A 25070-nucleotide genomic window follows, 5' to 3' on the forward strand; every position below is an offset into this window, starting at 1 on the left:
TTAAAAGGCCCTTCTCATTCGAGAAGGGCCTTTTAATGGATAAAAAGCTATAGTAAGTAAAGAATTTGGTTCCTCAAAACATGAAGGTGAAAAAACAGTTAAGGAATGTTAAAATTAACCAGACACTTTAAGGAGGTACTTATTTTGATTGGAATTCGAATTGAAAAAATAAATGAAAATTTGATCATTAAATGGCAGTTTTCCAAGGTGACAATTCCCTTCTCGGACATCTTAGCAATAACTAATGATGATACGTACGGGGGAGAAGGGAAGAGTGCGATTAGAATCGGTTCTCCGTATCCTGCCACGGACAGAATCATGATCAAAACAACTGAAGAGAAATATATATTGTTCACTTCGAATGCCGTGTCGCTTAAGAACAGATTAACATCATTTATTAATGAAAGTACGACGATCTCGTTCTGTTACTATTAAGTAAACGATAGATTTATAGTTTACACTAAAGCTTAAAAGCTGTTAAATAAGGAAGATATAATTAGTAGACAGATTTAAAAGTGTATACGATATATTAAAAGGGTGGGGCATCTATTGGCAAATAGTCTGCACCATTATGGCATTCGGGTAGAGGTTGCAAAAGATAATAATGATTTAAGGTACATGATTACAGAAAAAGGGATACCGATTCAAGATGCTTGTCTTAGGAATCCCGATCACTAGGCAAGGTGTGTGAAGCAGATGGAAATTAACGATACTGATAAAAATCTTAGAGATATTAATGCAAAATGGTCGAACTTCGTATTCGGATATAGGAAAAGAACTAAATCTATCACGCAATGTTGCACGTGATCGTGTGCAGCAACTAATGGAAAAGGGTGTTATTGAAAAAATCAGCGCTGTTGTCAACGCTGAAGCTGTAGGTAAAAAAGTATCGGCCTTTTTTGAAGTGGATTGCGAACCTGCAGACTTAGTGAAAGTTGCAGAAAAACTAGCTAAAAATCCAAGTGTTGCAAGCTGTTACCAAATGACAGGACCTAGTACTTTACATATGCACGTTTTAGTTGAGGACTTTTCTTCCTTGGAATTCTTTATCAATAATGAACTATACGGGATAGAAGGTATTTCTCGAGTGGAAAGTCATATTTTACTACGTCGTTTCAAAAGCAGATCAGGATTAAAACTATAATAAACTCCTCTTATAATCGGGGAGTTTATTTTTTTTAAGTGATTTTATTGAAAATTAAAAACTTTTGTAAAAATATGTTTTGTTTTTCCGGAAAATAGTATATAGTTATTTTGAAATCGTGCAATTGTTAATGAAAAATTGCATTTTAATTAACAAACGTTAGAAAAAACATTTTTTTCGTTCGTTTTGTTATTTTTTACTTGGTAATGAGTGATATTACGTTTAAAGGGAGGGGTATTATAATGGCTTTACAGTTAGATCCACATTATTCACCTTACACATCACAACGAAATGTAGTATATGCCAGGAATGGAATGGTCGCTACGTCTCAGCCTTTAGCTGCACAAGCAGGGTTAGATATTTTGAAAAAAGGCGGTAATGCGATTGATGCAGCCATTGCAACAGCTGCTTGTTTGACAGTAGTAGAGCCTACCTCAAACGGAATTGGGGGGGACGCTTTTGCGCTTGTTTGGACTAAAGGACAATTACACGGACTAAATGCAAGCGGTCCAGCACCTATGAATATCTCTATAGAGAAGGTAAAAGAAAATGGACACGAAAGTATGCCAAAGTACGGCTGGCTGCCGGTAACTGTACCAGGTGCTCCGGCAGCTTGGGTAGAATTATCAAAACGTTTTGGCAGACTACCGCTTTTAGAAGTTATGAAGCCAGCAATTGAATATGCTGCAAACGGCTTTCCTATTTCACCTACGCTAGGCCGCTTTTGGAAAAAGGCATTTGAACAATATAAACAGGAATGTACAGGAGCAGAGTTCGAAGCTTGGTTTGAGACCTTTGCTCCTAAGGAACGAGCACCTGAAGTCGGAGAAATATGGTCGTCTCTTGACCACGCTGACACTCTAGAAGAAATCGCAAGAACAAACGGAGAAAGCTTTTACAAAGGGGCACTTGCAGAAAAAATTGCAGCAGCTTCTGCAACTTACGGGGGCTATTTAACAAAAGATGATTTAGGAAACTTTAAACCAGAGTGGGTTGATCCCATTAAAGTAAACTATCGCGGCTATGATGTTTGGGAAATCCCACCAAATGGACAAGGTATCGTAGCTCTTATGGCACTAAACATACTAAAAGGATTTGATTTTACAGCAAAAGAAGAAACAAATACATACCACAAACAAATCGAAGCAATGAAACTTGCTTATACTTGCGGAAAGCAATACATTACAGACCCTAAGCATATGGGTGTAACTGCAGAAGAGCTATTAAGTACTTCGTATGGCCAGCAGCGTCAAGCACAGATTGGAAGTGAAGCATGCATGCCAGCTCCAGGTGTACCGCCACGTGGAGGAACAGTGTACCTTGCAACAGCAGACGGAGAGGGCAACATGGTATCTTTTATCCAAAGTAATTACATGGGCTTCGGTTCTGCGGTTGTAGTACCCGGAACAGGAATTGCCTTACAAAACCGAGGACATGATTTCAGCCTTGATCCTACTCATTATAACTGCCTTAAGGGCGGTAAGAAAACATACCATACGATTATTCCAGGATTTTTAACGAAGGATAATCAACCTGTTGGACCATTCGGTGTAATGGGAGGATATATGCAGCCGCAAGGGCATGTTCAAGTCATTATGAATACAATAGATTTTCACTTACATCCTCAAGCTGCTTTAGATGCACCAAGATGGCAGTGGAAGAATGAAAAAACAGTTGAAGTAGAAAAAACATTCCCATCCCACATTGCAGAAGAATTAGTACGAAAAGGCCATGATATTAAAGTGGCGGTAGACTCAGGTTCGTTTGGACGGGGTCAAATTATATGGCGAAATCCTGAAACAGGTGTACTGATTGGTGGCACAGAATCAAGGACAGATGGGGCAATTGCCAGTTGGTAATCCACAGTAAAGGATTAATTTCAATAAACAACTAGACATTTTTGACGCGTTTTTCGCAGCAGCATGCTTGGATATAGTGGGGGACCTACAACGATTCCTCTCGTTCAAGAAGAGGTAGTAGAGCGTTTAAATAGATGACAATGAGGAATTTGGCGAAGTGTTAGGGATTGAATATACGTTACCTGGTCCAATCGCAACAAAGATGGAAATCTACATCGGATTTCAAGAAGGTGGATACTTTGGCTCATTCCTGGCAGCAGTATTTGCAACAGTTGCTCCGTCTCTCATACACATGCTAACTCTAATGGTTCTTCTGTATAAATTTGGAACTTATCCGCAAGTTAAACTCATGACGCTTATGTTAAACCGACAATTGCGGTGCTTCTTGGAATGATGGCATTTCAATCATTCTATTAATCTTACTTTCAAATAGGAATAGGCAGTTATTTATTAAAGAAAAAAAGTGAAAGTACACCCTGGATTAGTAGTATTTGCTTCACTCATATACGGTGCTATCAATTTGTAGTGTAATCTGTAGAGTCTCTATTTATAGGCTCTACAGATTACACAATAGGGTATGTTCTTAAACCCTACTACTAAAATCACAGATGAGTATTACACTTTATATTCATAATTCTCAAAAATTAAAGCGCTTTCATTTTTAAATTATGATAAAAAATCCAGCCGTATTGATCTTAATTAAAATTAATAAAGTCTATTGTGCTTCCTTATCTAAGTTGTCTCATGTATTGAACCAATATCATTTTATTATCAAAAAAGGATGTGTTTACTGTTATGAAATTAAAATGGGTTGTTATAGCTTTTTTGTCTGTTCTTTACTTGATTAACTTTACAGATAAGGCGATTATCGGGTACGCAGCTATTCCTATTATGGAAGATTTGGATCTAAACTATGGTCAATGGGGTATAGTTGGAAGCAGCTTCTTTTGGTTCTTTTCAATAATGTCTATAGTTGGAGCTGCATTGTCAGATCGAATTGGAACGGGTAAAATGCTCGTTTTCATGGCTATTGGTTTGTCAATAGTACAGTTTGGAGCATTGACAATTTATGGGTTGCCAATGCTAGTTATGTGTCGTGTCCTTCTAGGTGCTATTGAAGGACCGTTTCATGCAACTGCTATTAGCCATATAAGCAAACATTTTGTTCCTGAACAGCGAGGCCTTGCGATTTCCATTATGAATACAGGAAGCATGCTCGCTAAATTTATGGTCCCTATTCTTATTTACATGATTGGAATTTATGGTTGGCGAATGGTAATGGTTTTTTTAGGAGTATTAAGCCTGGTTTGGGCAGTTCTGTGGCTATTAACTTTTAAAGGGAAAGATGAGAGAAATATAGTGAAAAGTGAATCTACCATAGTTTCCGAAAAAGTAAAATGGTCAGAGATATATCCACTTTTTCTATCTTCAACTTTTATCTTTACTTGCCTTGCTCTATTCATGGCTTACTGGATTCTCACATGGTCGTTTATATGGATGCCGACCTATCTTGTTAAAATTGTGCATTTAACACAAACACAGATGGGCTATGCAGTTATGTTCATAGGTCTTGGTTCTGCTATTGGTGGTATACTTATCTCATTTATCTCAGATCGGTTACTTAAAAAGACAAAAAATCTTCGAAAATCCCGTGTGCTTGTTGCTGGACCATCTCTAATATTAGCAGCTGTATGTTTTTACTCTACAACATTAATCCAAAATGAATTTGGAGCAATTATTGCCTTATTTTTGGGAATGGCGTTTGTAAATGGTATGTTCCCACTTGCACCCCAGATTGTGAATCACTTACTTCCTGAACGAAGAGGATTAATGTCGGGTGTTTTGCTAGGGCTTGCAAACTTGTCAGGAATTATTGGCCCAGCTGTAACAGGTTTTGTTGTCCAATCTGCAGGCGATAACATTAAGACCGGATTTAATTACTCTGTTATAATGACTGCCACTTTATTATTAATTGCCAGTCTTATTTTCAGCATTTTTACTAAACCTGATAAACCCGTTAAAAATATATCATCATCTTCTAAAGTTGTAAATTTATAGAAAATTAAAAGAAAAGCTAACAACCGACCTTTCCGAAAACCGTCTGGTAACGGCGGTTCAATTAAGTTAAATCCAGAATAGAATATCTTTCATAGAGGCTTTAGTGCCCTTGATGATTCCAATAGGAATTATCGAGGTTTTTTGTGTAGGGTTCTGGTGCAAAACCTTCAAAATAAGTGCAATTAATCTATAAATCTGAACATACTGATACTAATCTAAAAGAGATGTGGATCAAATATGGCAATGAAAATTTGTTTAATGAAAGCATTATCAGCCTGAAAATATATTCATCTGACTGTTAGATTTCCGATTTGGGTGGAACGGACAGAGACAAAAATGTTGGGGTATCCCCTCAAGAGGTAAGGCCCAGTATAACTCTTTCGCAAAGTCTATCGTTTAGCTTGCAAATCGTAGACAAACACTTGCCAACAGAGAGGACGAATAAATAGAGGGATTTGGGTCATTAAAGCACCTGTTTTTTTGTAGTAAATCCACGGGGAAAAGAGACAATTTTATACGTATAGTAAGATCAATGATGTGCAGAGTACTAGTAGTGAAGGTTTGAACTAGGACACAAATAGGAATGCCAATTTTGATAAGCATTCCTATTCATTTAGATTTCGCTACTGTTGCTCTCGTTTTCCGGTTTCTTTATAATGGCATATGCAAGGTATCCTATTAAGCCCATGAACAATCCGGTGCCGCCTACAATATAAATCATTGTAAACACTTTTCCGAAGTTTGTCTGCGGTTCAAAACTCGGGTGCCCAACCGTGCTAAGAGTGACAACACAGAAGTAAAGGGATTCAATCACAGTTAAACCTTCCTGCTTAACATAGAAGATGGTGCCGGAAAATAACATAACCATGACCAATACGAAAAGAACTTGGAAGTTCTTCAATTTAAAAGCGGACCAAAGCGCTTTTAAGAAACGTTTCAAGGTGAGGATAAATGAAATCATTGGTAATCGCTTGTCCTTTCGGTTTCATTACTAGTAGTAAATGTTATTCGTCTTGATTAGTTAATCATTCTACTATACAGGAAGACAGTTCAGATTTACAAAAAAACGTTTTCATTTTGGTCTGGTTTGAACAAAGTTACTCAATTTTATTATTGTCTAATAAGTTTCAGGAATTGGGAATGAATGATAGGGGATAAAGTAAGAAGGGAGCCGATCATGAAACCACGTATTACTGTCATTACATTAGGTGTGGATGACTTGGAAAAATCACTGGAATTCTATCGGGATGGCCTGGGGTTTCAAACAGAAGGGATAGTGGGCAAAGAATTTGAGCATGGCGCCGTTGCCTTTTTCGATCTACAAGCAGGCCTTAAGCTTGCCATATGGGGTCGAGAGGATATAGCACATGAGGCCAAGGTCTCTTTGTCCCCGGCAAGTCCTACTGAATTTACCATTGGTCACAATGTAGGTAGCAAGGAAGATGTCGATATCGTATTGGAACAAGCAAGAAAAGCTGGCGCGATTATAACCGATCCGGCACATGACACTTTCTGGGGAGGATACTCTGCACACTTTCAAGACCCGGATGGGCACCTATGGGAAGTAGTTTGGAATCCACAGTGGGACATCAACGAATAATGTATTGAGTGTTGTTGGAAGCACCATCTCCAGATCAAGGGGATTAATGCAGAAAGCAAACAGGTTAATAAAATGAAACAAGCACTTTACCTAGAGGTTAAGTGCTTGCTTTTTATTAATGAATTCCCTACTTTTTGCAATCATTTCTTTATTCTTTTCAATCGCTTCGTTATTACTGTATTTCACCTGCGCATTAACGGTATCGTTATCTTCCATGTATTCAAGCAGCAAGTCTACAGCCTTGTCCATCAATCTTTCGATGGGGATATTTCTTTCTTCAACCAGATTAGTAAGTCTATTGAAAATCTAGTTTTGCCTATTTTGTCATAGTCATTAATTGCTGAATCACTTTTTCACGTAAGTCTTCATCCAACGGGGCTATATTGAAAAGTTCTGAGTAATAAAGACCATCAATTGCCAATCGAATAATGGTTGCTGTTATCGGATCAATATTATCCTGTTCCACTTTCTTTTGAACATATTGATAACTTTGTGAAATTCTCTCAGATAAATCGGGATTTAACATGGAGGCAGCAATTATTCCAATATTCAATTCGGCGTTATGTTCCAAATCCCATTTGGAAACTTCGATTAATGCACGACACCATTTACCTTTTTCAATAGGGTCTACGTTCTCTGCCTGCTCATTAAACCGTATATTGAATTTTTCGAAAATATATTCCGCTAAACCGATCATCAAAGCTTCCTTACTTGGGAAGTGATATAATAATCCACCTTTGCTGACTCCTGCTTGTTTTGCCACAGAGTCTAAAGTTAATGAATTAAAATCATTTTGGAGAATGAATTCTGTTGCAGATTTTAAGATATGTTGACGCTTGATACTGGCTTTTGATTCCATATGGTTCGCTCCTTATAAAACAACTGACCAGACGGTCTTTTATTTATTATACCTTTAGATGTTTTTTCATCAAATTGGTTCCATAAATAATAGCGTGTAAAAAGCTGGGGAAATCATTGAATAACGTACACTCACGCATTTTAAGAACATTTTAGAGAAGTAGGGCGGTAATTTCCAATAGGAATAGTCTTAAGAGTATAAAAAGTTCCATTGTTAAAGGGAATCCACGAAAGGTTTCGCATAAGAAATAATATTTTTATATTCTTCCATAACAATTTCATAAGGTTTTGAAACCGATAATAAACACGTGAAAATTCGTTCAAAACCATAGCTAAAGAAAATAGGGGATGAGAAAGGGGTACCGGTAGATACTATCAATCCAATGCATTATGGATCATGTAACGGCAAGGAAGTATTACGTACGGCTCTCCAATTGATTTCAAAATAACAATATTATGGGGTGTTAATATGACGAAAACGAAAGAGGATCTATCTCAATTATCATTTCAATTGATTCTCCATAGCGGGAATGCCCGCAGTTGTGCAATGGAAGCCATCGCATTGCAAAAACAAGGTAAATCAAGCGATGCCCAAGATAAATTAAAGGAAGCGGAACATGAGTTTGTCGCTGCACATAAAATCCAAACCGCATTGATCCAACAAGAAGTGAATGGTGAGGAATTCGAAATTCCAATGCTCTTAATCCATGCTCAAGATCACTTGATGACATCCATGACAACAAAAGATTTAGCGATAGAAATCGTGGAATTACACGAGAAAATACAAAGGGACTAACTAAGTGATTTGATATTTCATGCTGGAAAGGGGAAGGAGGTTGCTACGGCAGCCTTTTTCTTATGGATCAAACGTGGGAATCTGCACTCTTAAAGTGGCGATTAATAAATGTGGAATTAAAGGGTCACTCAAGATTAGAATTCTGCTGAATTTTAAATTATACTAAGGTTCATGGCAGTAGCGAAAGATACTGGCACAAAAATAAAAACAAGAACACAGGAAAGCCATAACAAACAACTAATTAACTAGCCGATCATGATATAAAAGGGGAGAAAAAAACATGCAAAGAGTCAATCTAACTGAAGATCTTAGTCTTTCGCGCATTGTTCACGGTATGTGGAGATTGGCTGATTGGAAACTTTCCAACGAGGAAATCCTATCTCTTATTGAACATGGAATGGATCGGGGGGTCACTACATACGATCACGCTGATATATATGGTAGCTATACTTGTGAGGGGATTTTTGGGAACGCACTTTCATTAAAGCCATCTTTACGCGATAAAATGGAGATTGTCACAAAATGTGGCATAGTCATCCGATCAGAAAACCGTCCTTCTCATAAAAGTCACCATTACAACACCGATAAAACTCACATTATAAAGTCTGTTGAACAATCTCTTATAAATCTTAAAACGGATTATATTGATTTATTACTTATCCATCGTCCGGATCCCCTAATGGACCCGCCGGAAACGGCTGAAGCATTTAATCAATTAAAAGAATCAGGAAAGGTCCGAAACTTTGGAGTATCGAACTTCAAAAAAACGCAATGGGATATGCTTCAATCTTACCTTGAATTTCCTCTTGTGACGAATCAACTTGAAATTTCTGCATACAATCTTGAAAACTTCGAAGACGGAACCATTAACTTATGTCAGGAAATGAGAGTGGCTCCTATGGCATGGTCACCGCTTGCAGGAGGAAGCATCTTTGAGGAATCGAATGAAAAGGCTGTCCGCTTAAGAAAAACGTTAGAAATCGTAAAAGAAGAAATCGGGGCCAATGGAATAGATGAAGTGATGTATGCATGGCTGTTGAGACATCCTGCAAAAATCATGCCGATCGTTGGATCAGGTAAGAAAGAACGATTGGACAGCGCCATTGATTCACTAAACCTAAGCATGGAAAAAGAACAATGGTTTAACATCTTAACCAGCTCGATGGGACATGATATCCCGTAATAAACAGACCTTTGAACAAAAAGAATGGGACTTCCAAGAGGGAGTCTTTTCTTTTTGCGTAAAAAATCATTGGGAATCAACTCAGTTGACCATTTTTTTGACCGAATGTCCCAAGTGATAAAGACTAAAAATGTTCTACTGAAATATTATTAAACGAAAACTTCCTCTGAAAAATCATTGTAAGTAATTAAATAAAATGTGTTTGTAACTGTACGAACTCCAAGATAAAAGGTTATGTCTACTCTACGAGTCATTCAATTTCTCCATTCGTTTAAAATCTGCGGATAAGAAAGTTTTATTGAGTAAAATTAATAGTGAGAATAAATATACCTATTAAAATGATATTTTTTTAATGTATATTCAAATATATAGATATTTATACCTAGTAATCTTTTGGCCTATTCCTATTTTTTATGGGTCGAATTATACTTTTCCTAATCCTATTTGAGGAAATTTGTAGAAATATAGGAGGATGCTAATGAAAAAAAGTATGTACAAGGAATTTTTCCATATTACAAGTTTTTGAGACTGAAGCAACCATATCTTCAACTGGATAAGTACTTCCACATATGTTGATGATTCATTTGGTAGTAGTCAATCACCAATGACTGGTACATTGGAGCTGCCAATCAGGGTGTTGTTGTTCAATTTCTTCAAGATGAAACGCTAACCACAAAATTTATTATTCGAACGACCATCCGCCTACCGCCTATTTCCACTTTAAAATCACATTCCATTCAGGATGAACCCCATAAAAGCTGCATAAGTAGGTATCTAAAATCCAATTGTTCTCCAGGCCAGGTCTTCTATTCCAAGTCGCAAAACCAGAAACGGAAGAAGATTCATCGTTCTAGAGATAGGAAACATTGGGAAAAGGAGATAGCGAGGCTGAAGAAACGTTTAAAATGAGGAGGTGAGGAACAACATGGAAGATATTAAATTAGAGCAAATAAAAAAAAAACTGTCTCTATTATCACAACCAAAAGAACCGGTTGTAACAGCCGTTGATTTACATGATATTTATGAAAGTAGTAACAACTTGGGGAAATTAATGGATGATATAGAATCTATAGAATATAAACAGGGAATGATAAACAAATTAATCGAAATAGAGATTGAACTAGACCACATCAATTGGCACTATAAAAGCTTGAAAAAGGACTTGAAAAGGTTATACAAGCTTAACTAATTATAACTATAAATTTTAATATCATTAGTTGGTTGACCAGGTCAGTAGATTTAACATTGATAACTGTTATTTAGTTCTTACCATCTAGCAGCAACAGTTTGATTTTTTCAACACAGACGTTTACTTTAGTTTATTAGACGGTACACCAATAGAACTGCTTAAGGTGCTACGGGCCCGAAAAAGGGTCCTGCTATACAAATAGAAGGAAAGAAATGATGAAGAAGCTGAGGAAACTTGTCGATGAGTATGCTGAAATAATGGAAAACCATTTTACATTTTGACATATAACAAATGCCCGGGATTAGGAACATAGTTGGGGCGATTTTTTCAGGTTAAAACTTGTGCCTTAAGTTTATAGGAGGTTATCCCATGAATACTGAGCAAAAAATAAACAAAATAAAAGAACTACAAAATAATGTTGAACTGGATTCAATTTTGAAAATTGCTTTCTTTTTAGAAGATGATGATCTGGCTGTTAAATTAACGGCAATAGAAGCATTGGGGGAATTGCCCAATAGCGAAAGTATTAAGTCGATTCTAATTAAATTAACAAAAAATTCCGATGAAGAAATTCGTTATTATGCTCTGGAATCACTTAAGGGATATGCTGGAGAAGATGTTTTCGAAGCAATAGTGAGAAATTTAAATGATAGTGATGAATTGGTTCGTATTTCAGCGGTAGAAGCCATAGGTGATCTAAACGATATAAAAGGACTTGATCACCTTTACAAAGCATTAACAGACAAGGATGAAATTGTGAGGGGTTATGCAGCAGAAGGGATTGGTAAGATTGGAAAAGCGGAATCTATAACTATCTTAGAAAAATTCATTACATCCGAAACAAACAGTTTGTCAAAACTAGGTTTTTTTGTGGGATTATACCTTTTAGGTGAAAAAAAATATTTAAAATTAATTCTAGCTTTACTTAAAGACCCCTCTTATAGAGTAAGGTGTGCTGTTGCCAATAGCGTTGTGGATTTATTAGATCAAGAGAATGCAAATCTAATAAAAAAAAGTTTACTATCCGCTTTAAAGAACGAACAGACAGATGCAGCACGTTCTTCATTACAAGGAGCTCTTGAAGAATTAAACTCATAATTGAGCAGCGTTAGAAATGACCTGTCTATATAATTTGACGAAGCAGAGGGACAGAAATGTAACTTAGTAGAAAAATAGTAACTTCTCTACCTCAATTAAATGTAATATCTTAAGAAGAGGAAAAAAATGAATAGGTGATTCAATTGTTTAATATAATGTTTGGTACAATATTAACAATCATGACTACAGTTACGATCATTAGAAATAAAATGTATATATGGTTCATAACTTTTATACCAGTGGCGTGTTTAATAATCCTCTCCCTTACAGATATTCTAGACTTCATCCCCAATTTGGCTGTAAGTATTTCTTTTTATATAATTTTTATCCTGACTATCATTTTTTGTGGTTTTTATAGCGCAAAAAAAAGATAATAAATGAAAAACGGAGGGTTCCTCTGTTTGAAAGAGGATAGCTGTACGTGGGATTGTTCATTTTCTACGTTTGTAAGAGGTCACCTTTACAAACGTTTTTTCTTTTTGATGATTCCATTATTAAAGTTCCCTCGAACTTCCTGTCTTGTTTAAAAGCTAAATACGCTGAAGACTCTGGACAACTATTGAATTCGCATATATCTTAAGGGTTTTCATATGCGGACAAAACCCTGTCAATCTTGTTGAACAGACGGAACCCTGAACTTTTGTCAGCAAGCTGGCGTGGCTCCTATGGCATGGTCACCTCTTGCAGGAGGAAGCATCTTTGAGGAATCGAATGAAAAGGCCGTCCGATTAAGAAAAACGTTAGAAATCGTAAAAGAAGAAATCGGTGCTAACGGAATAGATGAAGTGATGTATGCATGGCTGTTGAGACATCCTGCAAAAATCGTTCCTATCGTTGGATCCGGTAAGAAAGAACGTCTGGACAGTGCCATTGATTCACTAAACCTTAGCATGGAAAAAGAACAATGGTTTAACATTTTAACCAGCTCGATGGGACATGATATCCCGTAATAATCTATACATTTGTACAAGAATCCTTTGCTAGATCAATGGGGACTTCCGTAAGGAGATCCCCATTCTTAAACTGCAACAAACAACTGGGAATCATCTCTCCATCTCTCCATTTATATTGGGAATCGTTTATACCAATCTTCTAATGACATCTCCCCAAAACTTTCTTCAAAGTCCAACCTTAATGGAGCAATCAATTCAAGGACATTTCCATCTGGGTCCTCAAAATAAACGGCAGCATTAGCTTGAGGGTTATTATCGAGAACTAAAGGCTGCTGTCCTTCAGTAAAATTAAAGAATGGGCGAATGTCAATTCCTCTATCTTTCAGCCAATCCTTCGCAGATGGCATGTCACCTAAATCAATTTGTAAAGCCACATGACGGATGGAAGGATGATAGGGGATTTCCACTTGGTCCGTTTTCCAAAGACCAAGCCAACTTTTCCCTTTCTCAAGCCAGAAGAAAACGACCCTCTCGCTTCGATAGGCAAGCTCTAATTCAAGTTTGTGGTAAAAATCAATCGACCTTTGCAAATCTGATACTGGTAAATGTGCTTCATAGAGACCTTTGATCATCTTGAACTCCCTTCAGAACAAATGTTTTGTTGGTGAATTAGAAATGAATACTTTATATGTGGAAGCTAAAAGTCGGTAATCCGAAAAAGCAACCCGATAATTCCGCAGAAATGTAATACACCATGCTAAGTGAAATAAGCATGCCAATGAAAAAGCTACTACATTTACTTTTCTGACTAAAGTAAACTAAAAGGGTGGCAGAAATGGTCCCAATTATCATGATCAAACGGAAAAGAAGGATAGGGTTGTAAGGAGGAAATGACAAAGTCATTAATACTTCCTTATTTCTCCTGATTCTCCATTCCTTATTCATAATATACTAAAAAATACAAATATGGGCGATGTTAGTTTATCGTAAGTGACATTACCATTTTCATAAGTTCTTGGGGAACGTGATGGACTACCACTTGCAAGCATGATTTTGGTGAATGTTTTTTAGCTACTAATAAGATTCTAGCGTTATAATAAAAATAATATTTCATTTTAGAGGTGAAACAACATGAAAATCGGTGTTATAGGCTCAAAGTATTTTTTGGAATCCTTATCTGTCCACTTTCCCATGTTTCCTGAGGTTCAATTCATTTCCTTTCAATATGATATGCCGGAAGAAACCAGTCTATTAATTGAAAATGCGGGCAAACAAACCGATTTAATACTGTTTTCAGGTTCCATCCCTTTTTATTATGGATACGAACAAGTTAAACGGAATTTAATAGAAGCTATCTATGTCCCTTTTGATGAATTGACTGTTGCGCTTTCGTTGTTATCGATTTCTCATAGGGAACAGGTTACTATAAATGAAATCTCAATCGATTTACCGGACAAAAACCGGTTAATGAAGGTATTGGAAGAATCAGAAATCGCAGAAAAACCCCTTTATGTGAAGGATTATCCTTGGATATACAAGAGGGAAGAAGATACCCAGATCCTAAACATAGCAGAATTTGTTCAATTCCACAGAAATATGCATAAGGAAGGAAAAACTCATTTCGCACTAACGAGCATTCATGCTGTTTATCAGGAGCTTCAAAGGCTATCAATTCCTTGTAGATATATGGTTCAGCCCAAACATACTTTAATGGACAGTCTCACAAAAGGTATTTCCTTGTTGAAGCTAAAGAAAACGGAAGAATCCCAGATTGCTGTCATTTCCATTCAAGATTATCAACAAAATCTTAAAGAAAGTGATCTATTTTTAAATTTTTTACAGAAAGTGAGTAAGAGATTACAGGCTCGTGTTTCTCTTGAATACTTAAATCCACATTTGATTTATACTACACGCGGAGCACTGCAGGCGTTTGAATCAGAAATTTATGATGAAATCATCGGACAAATGGAACAAGAGTTTCAAACTTTCTTCCAAATTGGCATTGGATATGGATATACGATTCAAGAGGCGGAAAAACATTCGGCACAAGCATTATTTTTTACCAATAAATTTCTAAAGAGAAAAACGGTAGCTTGCTTAGTTGATGAAGATCAAAAACTTCAGGGACCATTATTTGAAGGAAATCAACAGGTGGAATTGAAAAATGAAGATGAATCCATTCAAAAACTAGCCAGGGAACTAAAAATGAGTGCGAAAAATATAAAAATGATTCATCAGTTCATTTCGATAAATCATTTTCGGGCTTTTTCTGCAGCAGAGCTGGAGGAATACATGAGCTGTACCAGAAGATCGGCAGAAAGATTCGTTAAAAGACTCACTGAAGGAGGCTGTCTCAACAAAATTGGAGAGGAACACCCATATGGGCAAGGAAGACCTCGGAATTTATATGTACCTGCGGAAAAATTCAAGAAAATTACTGAAAATTAAATTTTCAGACTTTACAGAAAAAGTAGATTGGTATATATTGTTTTTATTAACGACATATAGCGACAGTGAAAGGGGAGGATAGTTTTGTTTATTGAACGTTGTGAAATTCATGCCATTCATTTGCCATTAAAAGAGCCATTTGTCATTTCCTATGAAACATACAAGCATATGCCCTCTATTATCGTAAAATTAATAGCCGATAACGGGATGGTGGGATATGGGGAGGCAGTGCCTGATGAACATGTGACTGGGGAAACGTTTTATGCGACATTCGAAGTACTGAAGCATGTCCTGTTACCGGTTGTAAAACAGGAAAATCCTTTTAATTTAGAAAAGATACACGATATCATGAACTCTGCCATCATTGGAAATCCCTCCGCAAAAGCGGCCATTGATATAGCTTGCTATGACTTGATGGGTAAATATACCAAATTACCGATTTATGATTTATTAGGTGGGAAATTCCATGAATCCCTCTCTTTCGCTAAGGTTTTAAGTATTGACGAACCTGGGATTATGGCTGAAAAAGCACAGGAAGCAGTCGCCCAAGGTTATAGTTCATTAAAACTTAAGGTCGGTTGGGATATTGACTCAGATGTGGAACGGATTGCTGCGGTTCGACAAAAAGTCGGGAAGAAGGTTCCAATTCGGGTCGATGCCAATCAAGGATGGGGAACTTATGCCAATGCACTTCCAGCAGTGAAGGCTCTGGAACCATTTAACCTTTCATGGTTGGAACAGCCGATTAGAATAGGGGACATTGACGGTCTTGCAAAGCTTAAGGAAAAAACGAACATACCACTTATGGCTGATGAAAGCATCCATCACGGAACCCATTTACAAGAAATCATTAAAAAGAATGCCGTAGATATAATCAATATTAAACTAATGAAATGCGGCGGAATCTATCAGGCTATCCAATTGGCAAAAACAGCAGAATTTGCAGGAATCAGCTGCCAAATCGGTTCAATGGTAGAATCATCAATCGGGTCCGCAGCAGGGTATCATACAGCCATTTCACGAAAAAACATTACCAGTACTGAATTGACGGGTCCGCTGCTATTCAGTCTCGATATTGGAAATCTTGATTATGAAATTCCATACGTCCATCTAACAAAGGAACCTGGGCTTGGAATCATAATTAACGAGGAAATTCTTGAGCAATTAACCATAAAAAAAGAACAGGTTTAAATATAATTCGTACATGATGAGGTGAATGGATGGAAACCGAAAAAAATAGTGTACCGGTCAAGAAAAAGGCAAGGTTAAAAGTACCGCATACATACACGCTTATCTTTATCATAATCATCTTGGCAGGGCTAGCCTCATATGTAATTCCGGCCGGTGAATTTGACCGGGTTGAAGATAAAGAATCGGGTAGAATGCTTGTAGTCGACGGAAGCTATCATGCTATTGAACAAGATCCTGTGAGCTTTTTTGACCTTTCCACCTCCATTCCATTGGGATTGGAAAAGGGAGCTCAAATTATTTTTTACATTTTTCTTGTAAGTGGTGCATTCGGGATCATACGCACTACTGGGGCCATTGAAGCGGGGGTCTACAAAGGGGTCCGATCACTTGAGGGGAGGGAGAAGCTTTTAATTCCGTTGAGTATGCTGCTTTTTTCAATTGGCGGTTTTAGCATGGGGATGGCAGAAGAGACCATCATCTTTGTACCGATTGGTATCGCCATAGCAAGGGCGATAGGCTTTGATGCAGTTACTGGAACGGCCATGATTACACTTGGGGCAGCCAGCGGGTTTTTCGGAGGCATGCTCAATCCCTTTACGGTAGGGGTGGCACAATCACTGGCTGAAGTACCTTTATTCTCTGGAATCGGTTTTCGCTTTGCTGTCTATATTTTTGTACTGGCATTTGCCATTTGGTATGTTAGCCGTTATGCAAATAAGGTAAAGCTTAATCCTGAAAAAAGCGTAATCTACGATATTGAACAAAAAGAAAAACGCACGGTTGGTTTGGTCGATTTCCCTGAATTGACGGCGCGTCACAAGCTAGTCTTCATAGCGATGATCTTTGGGCTGGCTTTTAACATTTATGGCGTGTTTAAATGGGGTTGGTTTTTAACCGAGCTCACCGCTTCATTTTTGATTATGGGTATCGTTAGCGGGCTTGTCGGCGGTTTACAGCTTGGGAAAATATTCGATTCATTTATCGAGGGAGCCAAAGCGGTAACATTTGGGGCATTGATCGTCGGCTTTGCAAGGGCTATAACAGTAGTGCTGGAAGAAGGGAAAATCATAGATTCATTGGTCTTCATGGCGGCGTCCGGGATAAGTCATTTACCGCAAACGTTGAATGTCGTAGGCATGTTCTTCACCCAAGCAATCCTGAACTTATTCATTTCTTCGGGTAGCGGACAAGCTGCGGCAACAATGCCGATCATGGTTCCCATTACGGATATATTGGGTTTGGAAAGACAGCTTGCCGTACTTGCCTTCCAATATGGGGATTCGGTTACGAATTCCATCATCCCAACGTCATCAGCGTTAATGGGATATTTGGCCATCGCTGGGATTCCCTATGAGCGATGGGTGAAATTCATTTGGAAATTAATTCTCGGGTGGACTTTGATTGCTTGCATCGCATTAATTGCAGCAGTGGCCCTCGGTATCTCCTGAGAGAATAAGGAGTGGTTTGATGAAGGAATTATTGAATGAAATTAAACCTCAAGTTTTGGAGATTTTCCACCATCTTCATGAGAATCCTGAAGTAAGCTGGAATGAATATCAGACTACAGCTTATATTTCAGAGATTCTCATGAAAAACGATCTTGAGGTGACAAGTTTTGGGGATATGCCTGGGATCGTGGGCAATTGGTATCCAAAGGAAGGGCGAAATAAGTTAACGGTCGGATTGCGGGCTGATATGGATGCTCTCCTTCAGGAGGTCGACGGGACAATACGTGCCAACCACTCATGTGGGCACGATGCTCACATGACGATTGTATTGGGTGTCTTGCTGTTATTAAGAAAAATGAAGTCCAATCTTCCTGGTACGTTGAAGTTTATTTTTCAGCCTGCCGAGGAAGTTGGTGAAGGTGCTTTAAAGATGATTGAAAAACAGGTATTGGATGATATTGATTTTCTCTATGGTCTTCATTTGCGCCCCATTCAGGAAATTAAGTATGGACAAGCTGCTTCAGGAATCATTCACGGGTCAGCTGATACAGTGTTCGGTGAGATTCACGGATTTGACGGGCATGGTGCCAGACCCCATTTGACTTTAAATGCCATTGAAGTGATCACTGACATCGTTGAACAGCTTAAAGGAATACGGCTAAACCCGCAATTATCCTATTCAGTAAAAATGACACAGGTTTCTGCAGGAGGGGAAAATGCGAATATTATACCTGGGTCCTCCAAGTTCAGTCTTGACTTACGCGCTCAAACGAATGAAGCGATGGATGAATTGATCGAGAAGGTGGACGATGTCTTGACGAAAATGTCGGTCTTCCATCAATGTCAAATTAGCTTCGAGCACAAAGAAAGAGTTTATGCCGCATGCATTGACCAAGAAGCGGAACGATTTATGGAGAAGGCAATCGAAAAAACCTTAGGGGCTAAAGGGGTCGTTAAGCCCATCATTACCCCCGGCGGGGAGGATTTTCATTTTTATACAAAGGAAAGACCTGCAATCAAAGCCACGATGCTTGGAGTGGGCTGCGATTTAAAGCCAGGGTTACACCATCCCAACATGGCATTTAATCAGGAAGCCATTTTCACAGGTATTGAAATATTAACGAGGGCAGTCATTGAAACCTTTTCTAAATATAACAATAAAGAAGGTATCATTTAACCGGTCTTCGTAAAGATGATGAATATTTCTTTGGGACCAGACCTATTAGTTGAAAGAATCTTTTATTGTTCATGTAAATGGAAAACAAGCGAAGGTCACCAAAGGATTGGTGACCTTCGCTTATTAATTGTTTGTTCTGTCAGAGAAGTTTTCCCCTATTTTATCCAATTGATTATATTGCAAAAAATCTTCCATGATCTGCTCAGATTCCATTATTACTTTTTTTATGAATCACCTAGCTCCATTATTGTCCTCGCCCCTTCAACTGCACGAATGATATCCAAGTAGGAAGTTTCCATTTTATCCTTGTTTAGACGCTATCCCCCTTGAACACCTGAGGCTGGATCGATCAGGCCATGTTTCGCTAACTTCGTTAGAACTTTCGACAAGTAGGTCGAAGAACCCCCCCGTTTATTGTATATTTCATTAAAACCACCTATTCCATCATAAAAAGTCTGTATGAACCATTATTACTGTTTTAACAAAACGGCCGTCAAGTCAGGTCGAGCTATTAGATTGACTCCTGTAATCATTGAAGCTATTATAGAGTCACAATATCTGTAATTGATTCGTCCATCTTCTATAGATAAAGTTAGCCTTTGATGTCTTTAATGATATAGGTTAATTTGGTTATCACTATTGAACCAATTTGAGATGAACATCATTTTTTGGATTGGTAAAGGCTTAGATTTTTTCCTATTTCAGTAAGGGGGAATGAATATGATGGTATTCGATTGTGTAGTTCTAGGAGCCGGCCCTGCTGGTTTAAATGCTAGTTTAGTTTTAGGTAGGGCGCGCAGGAAAGTAGCTTTGTTTGATAACGGAACGAACAGGAATCGAGTCACGACTGAATCTCATGGTTTTATAACCCGCGATGGTATTAAACCCGCAGAGTTTAAAAGAATTGCATTGAATGAACTGAAAAGCTATCCATCTATTCAATATTTCGAAGAAACGGTAACACAAATTTCGAGAGAAGCGGTTAACGATATATTTAGAATACTGACAGTGGATGAAAAAGTGTACTTTGCAGAAAAGTTAATAATTGCAACAGGTGTTCATGAAGAATTTCCTTCCGTACCAGATATAAAAAGTTTTTATGGGAAAAGTATTTATAGTTGCCCATATTGCGATGGATGGGAATTAAGAGATCAACCTCTAATTATAATTACAGAGAATGAAGATGCTGCACATCATATGGCAAAACTCGTTTACAATTGGTCAGAAAATTTAGTGGTGGCAACGAATGGGAATGAAATGTCTAAAATGAAAAAGGATGAACTGCAACAAAGGAACATCACTATCGTGACAGAGCCTATAACAAAACTGCATGGCAAAGAAGGGTACTTACAAATGGTTGAATTTGCTTCAGGTCTTAAAGTGGAAAGGACTGGGGGATTTATTGTGCCATCATTTTATCGACCTCATCAATTTGCTGAAATACTGGGTTGTGAACTGCAAGAAAATGGAGCTATCGTAACGGATGATACCGGTCGTACCTCTCAAAAAAATATTTATACCGCAGGGGAGTCTTCTCAAGCAGGTCCATCTTCATTAACCCTTGCTGCCGCAGAGGGTAGTAAGTCTGCATTTGCTGTAAACGCAGATATCACCAATGAAAGATTCTAGAGCATACCAGGAATATGGATAAAGTATAGTAATAGTTTTTAAAATTGAAGCTGTCGATGCGGCAGCTTTTTTATGTTGAGTTGAAGTGGGGTTTTTCTTCGTTTTAACAGATGAAGAATCCAAGGATAATAAAGAGTATTCCATGAATTTTTTTAGTGATGAAAGGATATTGTTCAAAGAACCAAACGGAAATATGGAGAGGTACAGAAATGAGGCATTTATCAAAAGAAAAACATTCAAAATTTTTATGTTTGAACTTTAGGATGAATCTACTCTGTAAATGATGCTCTCAACAGGTCCTTCTCTTTTTTCCTAGATTCACATTGCGGGACATATGTCCTTTCCTGAATTCTCTTTCTGTTATTTAATGATGGAGAGATTGAAGGGGGGAAGACACAGTGAAAGGGATTTTCTTTTCATTTTTTGGCGGAGCCTTTCTAACGTTGCAAGGTGTAGCCAATTCCCGGATTAGCCGGGACCTTAGCACGTGGCAAGTCGCAACAATCACCCAGTTCACTGGTTTCATCATTGCCGGGTTGATTTTAATTCTGATACGTAAAGGGGATGCGCTTGAATTCAAAAAAGTCAAACCATTGTATTTGTCAGGTGGCACTTTTGCTGCGGTGATTATTTTCAGCAATATTACTGCTTATAAACAAATTGGTGTAACATTTTCGGTATCAGCTCTATTATTAGCTCAGCTAAGTTTTAGCTTTATCATTGATAGCAAGGGTTGGTTTGGGGTAACGAAACAGAAGATGCAACTGCCACAGTTCATTGGGCTTGGCTTGATGATGGCAGGCATCATTTTATTAGCAGTATAATTGTAAGGATATAAGAAATAGGCAGGAAGTGAATCTTAACAGATGAAAGAAATAATGGATACTGAAAAACTCAATCACTATTTGAAGGTCCATCAGTTGGATAACGTTTTTAAGGGAGCATTGGTGCCCCATTTATCTCTATACCAGGTTGAGCAAGGCGAGTGCATTTGCTCCCAAGGCGATCGCTTGAATTATTTGTACGTGCTGGTTAAGGGAAAAGTTAAAGTGTATACGACTTCAGTTGAAGGCAAGAATCTGATTCTGTCCTTTAAAACACCTCTTGAGGTAATCGGAGATATTGAATACATACAGAGTATAGATATCATTAATACTGTTGAAGCGGTATCAGGTGTTTGTGTAATCGGCATCCATCATCAATGGTTAAAAAAGTATGCTGAAGGTCATCCGTCCTTCCTGCAATTTTTACTAAGAGTCATCACTCAGAAGTTTTACATTAAATCCAAGTCACTTAGTTTCAATTTAATGCATCCAGTTGAAGTAAGGCTTGCAAGTTACCTCCTATCTGTTTCGTTTGATGAAACAAGTGCCCAAATAACTGGACGGCTGAATACAGAGAGCTTGAAGGATACTGCAAACTTTATTGGAACAAGTTACAGGCACCTGAATCGAGTCATCCAGCAGCTTTGCAAGGACGGTTTAATTGATCGGTCCAACGGCTACATCCAAGTTAAAGACTGGGAAGGGTTAAAGGCACTGTCCAGCCATAATATCTATGAATAGATTGTTTGATAAGTGAATTGGAGGAGAGATACAATGTTACTTGGTTTAAGTTGGGCAATCCTCGCGGGATCAATGGTTAGTTTGCAAAACGTTTTTAATAGTAAGGTAAATGAACATGTCAATCCATGGTCAACGACTACTCTTGTATTAGGATTGGGGTTTCTTGCCTCATTATTAAGCGGGTTCGTATTTGAGGGATGGGATCTTTTTCAACTGCAAAACATGAAACCCTGGTATTGGTTCAGTGGTTTGGTTGGCATAGGCGTAGTCACTTGTGTGACGCAGGGAGTAAAGCTTCTCGGACCTACCTTCGCCATCTCGATCGTTATGGCCTCACAGCTTGTGTTTGCTTTAACTTGGGATTCTACAGGCTGGTTAGGGTTGGAGAAGGTTCCCTTTACGTTTAAGAAGTTGGCAGGTATCCTGATAATCATTGCAGGGATGATAATATTCAAAATAGGAGGGAAAAGACAAAGGGCTCCTGAAATGACCTAGTCAGGCTCTGGCATGGTCAAAGTTAGATGGAATACGGTATGGAGTGATACACTTGAACAGATACAAAGCTTTATTTTTTGATATAGATGATACTCTTTTAGATTTTAGTAAGGTTGAAGTGATGCACTGCGCTTGCTTCTCAATGAGAACAAATGAGGTTTATACCACAAGTGGAAGCGTATTATAAAACCATCAACCAGGCTTGTGGAAGTCCTTGGGGGGAATATCGCGGGAAGAGGTAATCAATACGCGCTTTTTCACTTTTTTTAAAGAATATGGCCGGGTGGTAGATGGGTTTGCACTGAAGAAAACCTATCGTAGTTACTTGAACAACGGCACCTGGCTGTTAATGGGGCACTTGATTGGTGGCGAATTTAGAGAAACGGGAATAGCCAACCTACGAAATCAATCAGCTTAGTGATCTTAATGCCATATTCAAAAAAGCTAGTGACTTGAGTTAAGATAGCTAGTCGCCTTGTCATCGTATTTTGCTTTTAGTACATAAATGATAAAGGGATGGCTTACTAAAGGAAATATAACCTGAAGAAAAGGAGTGAAATAAATGGCTGAGCCTTTAAAGGATTTATATAGTGAAACTTTCATTCGTGAATTCAGTGAAAAAGTAAGAGATGTCCATCCGTCCTTTTCTTCTGAATCGTTTATTGAGGAAGTTATGGATGAACATTGGGATGATAGGAAATTAAAAGAACGTATCAGACATATTTCCATAACCCTTGGAAAGCATCTACCTAGTGATTATCAAAAGGCTTTGGGTATATTGTATCGGCTTGATAAGGATTGTGAAGGTTTTAGGTATTTATTTTTCCCGGATTTTGTAGAGGTACATGGATTGAATAAGAAGGATTGGCAGTTATCGCTTGCTGCCTTGGAGCGGTTTACTTCAAAGTCATCTTCGGAATTTGCAGTACGTGCTTTTATCTTACTTGATCCCGCTCAAATGATCGAAAAGATGAAAGACTGGACAAAACATGAGGACGAACATGTCCGCAGGCTGGCAAGTGAGGGATGTAGGCCCAGGTTACCTTGGGGGCAATCTTTACCGATGTTCAAATCCGATCCGAAACCAGTCTTGGAATTACTTGAGAACCTGAAAAAAGATTCGTCCCTATATGTTCGTAAAAGTGTGGCCAATAACTTGAATGATATTGCCAAAGATCATCCCAAAGCCGTAATAGAAACTGCCAAGCGCTGGCATGAAAGTGGAGACGCCAACACGATTTGGATTGTCCGGCGGGGATGCAGGAACCTTGTTCGTCAGGCTGATCCAGAAGTCCTTTCATTATTTGGTTACACGGATGTCTTGAATAATCCTAATATCATTTCAAACGCTTTTATTAGAAATGAACCAGACTCGATTTTTATTGGCGAAACCAGTGAACTTCATTTCGGCTTTCGTGTGCAAGAAAAGAATCCAGTGAAACTGCGTATTGAGTACGCCATCGATTTTGTAAAAGCGAATCAGAAAACTTCCCGTAAAATTTTCCTTCTGGCAGATAGGAATTTCACAGATAGTGAGGCAGTTGAAAGAGTGAGGATTCACAATTGGAAAAATTTGACAACACGTCGTCATTACAAGGGAATCCATCGAATATCACTCCTTGTTAACGGAGTGGAAGTAGCAGGAACGCATGTAAAACTAAACGCTGAAAGTTAAATATTTTGAAGAGTTAACTACAGGATTTCCTTACGAATATCTAACAAAGAAGGGAGTTGAGATGATCCTCTTTTTTGTTAGATAAGTAGTCAGTACAAAAATAAAATTATTTCATTATAGTGAAACATTGCAAAATATCATTACGGTTCATTCTAAATAATCATTCTTCTTTTACTCATTTTGAATAATTCATTAAATCGGTTTACATCAAATCCAAAAAGTTGGATAGTTCCGATTGCTGCGCAAATTATTAATTAACAATGCCAGGAAAACGATTATAACAACACCAGTTAAAACAGGCGTAATTAAATAGCTCCAGCTATAGTGGCCAAGCATAACAACAAGTGGGTCTGCCCCGGCTGGAGGATGGGTCGTTTTTGTCAGCATCATCACAGCAATCGCTAATCCGACAGCCAAGCCGATCGCCCAAGGCTCGTCGCCAAAAAGATGATAGAAAGCTAAACCTACGAATGTTGAAACAAAATGGCCTCCAATAATATTCCGTGGCTGTGATAACGGCGCGTTCCACAGACCGAACGCCAGTACACAGCTGGCACCAAATGGAGCCATTAACCACACTGCTGATGTCATGTTTGTTAAAAGAATTAAAGCGAAGATCGTTAAAAATCCACCAATCAATCCCGTTATTGCGTCCTTTACATTTATCTGTAAAGGACTTCTTCCTTTTCCCTTCATCTTAGATAAATAACGTATATGAAAAAAACGTGTTTCTTTTTCCCTCGCTACTGATATGCGGTCCATCA

26 protein-coding genes and 2 pseudogenes are annotated in these 25070 nt (G+C 38.1%); 23 read left to right on the top strand and 5 right to left on the bottom strand.

Translation table 11 applies throughout. The features are described 5' to 3' along the window. The first annotated feature begins 144 nt into the window (after positions 1-144). The 6 genes and pseudogenes from ABIE66_RS09690 (at position 145) to ABIE66_RS09715 (ending at position 5061) form a co-directional block, all read left to right on the top strand. Entirely contained in the window at positions 145-435 is a 291-nt protein-coding gene (locus tag ABIE66_RS09690) for a SunI/YnzG family protein (protein WP_370014541.1), read from the top strand. Between the two features lie 114 nt (positions 436-549). After that, positions 550-678: a hypothetical protein gene (locus ABIE66_RS09695; RefSeq protein ID WP_289335752.1), complete on the top strand. Its 129-nt coding sequence runs from the start codon at positions 550-552 to the stop codon at positions 676-678. 18 nt (positions 679-696) lie between these two features. Then, positions 697-1144 (top strand): annotated as a pseudogene (locus ABIE66_RS09700) (Lrp/AsnC family transcriptional regulator). Positions 1145-1386: 242 nt separating this feature from the next. Then, on the top strand, positions 1387-3003 hold the full coding sequence (ggt, locus tag ABIE66_RS09705; RefSeq protein ID WP_370014542.1) for a gamma-glutamyltransferase: 1617 nt from the start codon (positions 1387-1389) through the stop codon (positions 3001-3003). A gap of 157 nt (positions 3004-3160) precedes the next feature. Continuing rightward, positions 3161-3397: a chromate transporter gene (locus tag ABIE66_RS09710; protein ID WP_370014543.1), complete on the top strand. Its 237-nt coding sequence runs from the start codon at positions 3161-3163 to the stop codon at positions 3395-3397. A 401-nt stretch (positions 3398-3798) separates the two neighbouring features. Beyond that, positions 3799-5061: an MFS transporter gene (locus ABIE66_RS09715; RefSeq protein ID WP_370014544.1), complete on the top strand. Its 1263-nt coding sequence runs from the start codon at positions 3799-3801 to the stop codon at positions 5059-5061. A 613-nt stretch (positions 5062-5674) separates the two neighbouring features. Here the strand turns inward: ABIE66_RS09715 and ABIE66_RS09720 are convergent. Further along, positions 5675-6022: a potassium channel family protein gene (locus ABIE66_RS09720; RefSeq protein ID WP_289324550.1), complete on the bottom strand. Its 348-nt coding sequence runs from the start codon at positions 6020-6022 to the stop codon at positions 5675-5677. 216 nt (positions 6023-6238) lie between these two features. Between ABIE66_RS09720 and ABIE66_RS09725 the strand changes: the two genes are divergently transcribed. Continuing rightward, positions 6239-6661 carry a VOC family protein gene (locus tag ABIE66_RS09725; RefSeq protein WP_289324551.1) on the top strand — a complete coding sequence of 141 codons (423 nt, stop codon included), beginning with the start codon at positions 6239-6241 and terminating at the stop codon, positions 6659-6661. 90 nt (positions 6662-6751) lie between these two features. Here the strand turns inward: ABIE66_RS09725 and ABIE66_RS09730 are convergent, their stop codons facing one another. After that, a complete protein-coding gene (locus ABIE66_RS09730) occupies positions 6752-6910 on the bottom strand; it encodes a hypothetical protein (protein ID WP_370014545.1) in 159 nt (52 codons plus the stop codon). A gap of 67 nt (positions 6911-6977) precedes the next feature. After that, entirely contained in the window at positions 6978-7520 is a 543-nt protein-coding gene (locus ABIE66_RS09735) for a TetR/AcrR family transcriptional regulator (RefSeq protein ID WP_370014546.1), read from the bottom strand. A gap of 331 nt (positions 7521-7851) precedes the next feature. On the opposite strand from ABIE66_RS09735, the pseudogene ABIE66_RS09740 reads away from it, so the two are divergent. The 6 genes and pseudogenes from ABIE66_RS09740 to ABIE66_RS09765 all read left to right on the top strand — a co-directional run. Then, positions 7852-7968: pseudogene (locus ABIE66_RS09740) on the top strand (PTS sugar transporter subunit IIB); the annotation flags it as partial. Between the two features lie 20 nt (positions 7969-7988). Next, entirely contained in the window at positions 7989-8315 is a 327-nt protein-coding gene (locus tag ABIE66_RS09745) for a PTS sugar transporter subunit IIA (RefSeq protein ID WP_289324554.1), read from the top strand. A 280-nt stretch (positions 8316-8595) separates the two neighbouring features. Next, complete coding sequence (locus ABIE66_RS09750) at positions 8596-9498, top strand: aldo/keto reductase (protein WP_370014547.1); 903 nt, start codon at positions 8596-8598, stop codon at positions 9496-9498. A gap of 925 nt (positions 9499-10423) precedes the next feature. Beyond that, positions 10424-10687, top strand: a complete 264-nt coding sequence (locus tag ABIE66_RS09755) for a hypothetical protein (protein ID WP_370014548.1) — start codon at positions 10424-10426, stop codon at positions 10685-10687. A gap of 369 nt (positions 10688-11056) precedes the next feature. Further along, on the top strand, positions 11057-11785 hold the full coding sequence (locus ABIE66_RS09760) for a HEAT repeat domain-containing protein (protein ID WP_370014549.1): 729 nt from the start codon (positions 11057-11059) through the stop codon (positions 11783-11785). A 632-nt stretch (positions 11786-12417) separates the two neighbouring features. After that, positions 12418-12735 (top strand): aldo/keto reductase, encoded by a 318-nt coding sequence (locus tag ABIE66_RS09765; protein ID WP_370017011.1) that lies wholly within the window; start codon positions 12418-12420, stop codon positions 12733-12735. A 113-nt stretch (positions 12736-12848) separates the two neighbouring features. Here the strand turns inward: ABIE66_RS09765 and ABIE66_RS09770 are convergent, their stop codons facing one another. Beyond that, entirely contained in the window at positions 12849-13310 is a 462-nt protein-coding gene (locus ABIE66_RS09770; protein ID WP_370014550.1) for a VOC family protein, read from the bottom strand. Between the two features lie 499 nt (positions 13311-13809). On the opposite strand from ABIE66_RS09770, the gene ABIE66_RS09775 reads away from it, so the two are divergent. From ABIE66_RS09775 to ABIE66_RS09820, 10 genes are all read left to right on the top strand, one after another. Then, the gene (locus ABIE66_RS09775) at positions 13810-15126 is read left to right on the top strand and encodes a MarR family transcriptional regulator (protein ID WP_289324558.1); all 1317 of its coding nucleotides are present in this window, start codon (positions 13810-13812) and stop codon (positions 15124-15126) included. Positions 15127-15210: 84 nt separating this feature from the next. Then, positions 15211-16317, top strand: a complete 1107-nt coding sequence (locus ABIE66_RS09780) for a mandelate racemase/muconate lactonizing enzyme family protein (protein WP_370014551.1) — start codon at positions 15211-15213, stop codon at positions 16315-16317. A gap of 29 nt (positions 16318-16346) precedes the next feature. After that, positions 16347-17765 (top strand): YfcC family protein, encoded by a 1419-nt coding sequence (locus ABIE66_RS09785; protein WP_370014552.1) that lies wholly within the window; start codon positions 16347-16349, stop codon positions 17763-17765. Positions 17766-17784: 19 nt separating this feature from the next. Beyond that, positions 17785-18942: a M20 peptidase aminoacylase family protein gene (locus ABIE66_RS09790; RefSeq protein ID WP_370014553.1), complete on the top strand. Its 1158-nt coding sequence runs from the start codon at positions 17785-17787 to the stop codon at positions 18940-18942. Positions 18943-19662: 720 nt separating this feature from the next. Beyond that, positions 19663-20571, top strand: coding sequence for an NAD(P)/FAD-dependent oxidoreductase (locus ABIE66_RS09795; protein WP_370014554.1), 909 nt, complete (start codon positions 19663-19665; stop codon positions 20569-20571). A 398-nt stretch (positions 20572-20969) separates the two neighbouring features. Continuing rightward, the gene (locus ABIE66_RS09800) at positions 20970-21395 is read left to right on the top strand and encodes a DMT family transporter (RefSeq protein WP_370014555.1); all 426 of its coding nucleotides are present in this window, start codon (positions 20970-20972) and stop codon (positions 21393-21395) included. Between the two features lie 42 nt (positions 21396-21437). Continuing rightward, a complete protein-coding gene (locus tag ABIE66_RS09805; RefSeq protein ID WP_370014556.1) occupies positions 21438-22136 on the top strand; it encodes a Crp/Fnr family transcriptional regulator in 699 nt (232 codons plus the stop codon). 33 nt (positions 22137-22169) lie between these two features. Next, a complete protein-coding gene (locus ABIE66_RS09810) occupies positions 22170-22631 on the top strand; it encodes a DMT family transporter (protein ID WP_370014557.1) in 462 nt (153 codons plus the stop codon). A gap of 202 nt (positions 22632-22833) precedes the next feature. Then, a complete protein-coding gene (locus tag ABIE66_RS09815; protein WP_370014558.1) occupies positions 22834-23049 on the top strand; it encodes a hypothetical protein in 216 nt (71 codons plus the stop codon). Positions 23050-23193: 144 nt separating this feature from the next. Then, entirely contained in the window at positions 23194-24306 is a 1113-nt protein-coding gene (locus ABIE66_RS09820; protein WP_370014559.1) for a DNA alkylation repair protein, read from the top strand. A gap of 207 nt (positions 24307-24513) precedes the next feature. Here the strand turns inward: ABIE66_RS09820 and ABIE66_RS09825 are convergent, their stop codons facing one another. Then, the gene (locus ABIE66_RS09825; RefSeq protein ID WP_370014560.1) at positions 24514-25068 is read right to left on the bottom strand and encodes an HPP family protein; all 555 of its coding nucleotides are present in this window, start codon (positions 25066-25068) and stop codon (positions 24514-24516) included. Between the last annotated feature and the right edge of the window lie 2 nt (positions 25069-25070).

Origin of the sequence: Peribacillus sp. B2I2 (genome assembly GCF_041261685.1) — a bacterium.
Lineage (GTDB): Bacteria > Bacillota > Bacilli > Bacillales > DSM-1321 > Peribacillus.

Bases quoted from the DNA above. Each gene is read 5' to 3' on its own strand.
- ggt (WP_370014542.1), top strand. From the start codon at position 1,387: ATGGCTTTACAGTTAGATCCACATTATTCACCTTACACATCACAACGA.
- ABIE66_RS09715 (WP_370014544.1), top strand. From the start codon at position 3,799: ATGAAATTAAAATGGGTTGTTATAGCTTTTTTGTCTGTTCTTTACTTG.
- ABIE66_RS09720 (WP_289324550.1), bottom strand. From the start codon at position 6,022: ATGATTTCATTTATCCTCACCTTGAAACGTTTCTTAAAAGCGCTTTGG.
- ABIE66_RS09725 (WP_289324551.1), top strand. From the start codon at position 6,239: ATGAAACCACGTATTACTGTCATTACATTAGGTGTGGATGACTTGGAA.
- ABIE66_RS09730 (WP_370014545.1), bottom strand. From the start codon at position 6,910: ATGGACAAGGCTGTAGACTTGCTGCTTGAATACATGGAAGATAACGAT.
- ABIE66_RS09735 (WP_370014546.1), bottom strand. From the start codon at position 7,520: ATGGAATCAAAAGCCAGTATCAAGCGTCAACATATCTTAAAATCTGCA.
- ABIE66_RS09745 (WP_289324554.1), top strand. From the start codon at position 7,989: ATGACGAAAACGAAAGAGGATCTATCTCAATTATCATTTCAATTGATT.
- ABIE66_RS09750 (WP_370014547.1), top strand. From the start codon at position 8,596: ATGCAAAGAGTCAATCTAACTGAAGATCTTAGTCTTTCGCGCATTGTT.
- ABIE66_RS09755 (WP_370014548.1), top strand. From the start codon at position 10,424: ATGGAAGATATTAAATTAGAGCAAATAAAAAAAAAACTGTCTCTATTA.
- ABIE66_RS09760 (WP_370014549.1), top strand. From the start codon at position 11,057: ATGAATACTGAGCAAAAAATAAACAAAATAAAAGAACTACAAAATAAT.
- ABIE66_RS09770 (WP_370014550.1), bottom strand. From the start codon at position 13,310: ATGATCAAAGGTCTCTATGAAGCACATTTACCAGTATCAGATTTGCAA.
- ABIE66_RS09775 (WP_289324558.1), top strand. From the start codon at position 13,810: ATGAAAATCGGTGTTATAGGCTCAAAGTATTTTTTGGAATCCTTATCT.
- ABIE66_RS09785 (WP_370014552.1), top strand. From the start codon at position 16,347: ATGGAAACCGAAAAAAATAGTGTACCGGTCAAGAAAAAGGCAAGGTTA.
- ABIE66_RS09790 (WP_370014553.1), top strand. From the start codon at position 17,785: ATGAAGGAATTATTGAATGAAATTAAACCTCAAGTTTTGGAGATTTTC.
- ABIE66_RS09795 (WP_370014554.1), top strand. From the start codon at position 19,663: ATGATGGTATTCGATTGTGTAGTTCTAGGAGCCGGCCCTGCTGGTTTA.
- ABIE66_RS09805 (WP_370014556.1), top strand. From the start codon at position 21,438: ATGAAAGAAATAATGGATACTGAAAAACTCAATCACTATTTGAAGGTC.
- ABIE66_RS09810 (WP_370014557.1), top strand. From the start codon at position 22,170: ATGTTACTTGGTTTAAGTTGGGCAATCCTCGCGGGATCAATGGTTAGT.
- ABIE66_RS09820 (WP_370014559.1), top strand. From the start codon at position 23,194: ATGGCTGAGCCTTTAAAGGATTTATATAGTGAAACTTTCATTCGTGAA.
- ABIE66_RS09825 (WP_370014560.1), bottom strand. From the start codon at position 25,068: ATGGACCGCATATCAGTAGCGAGGGAAAAAGAAACACGTTTTTTTCAT.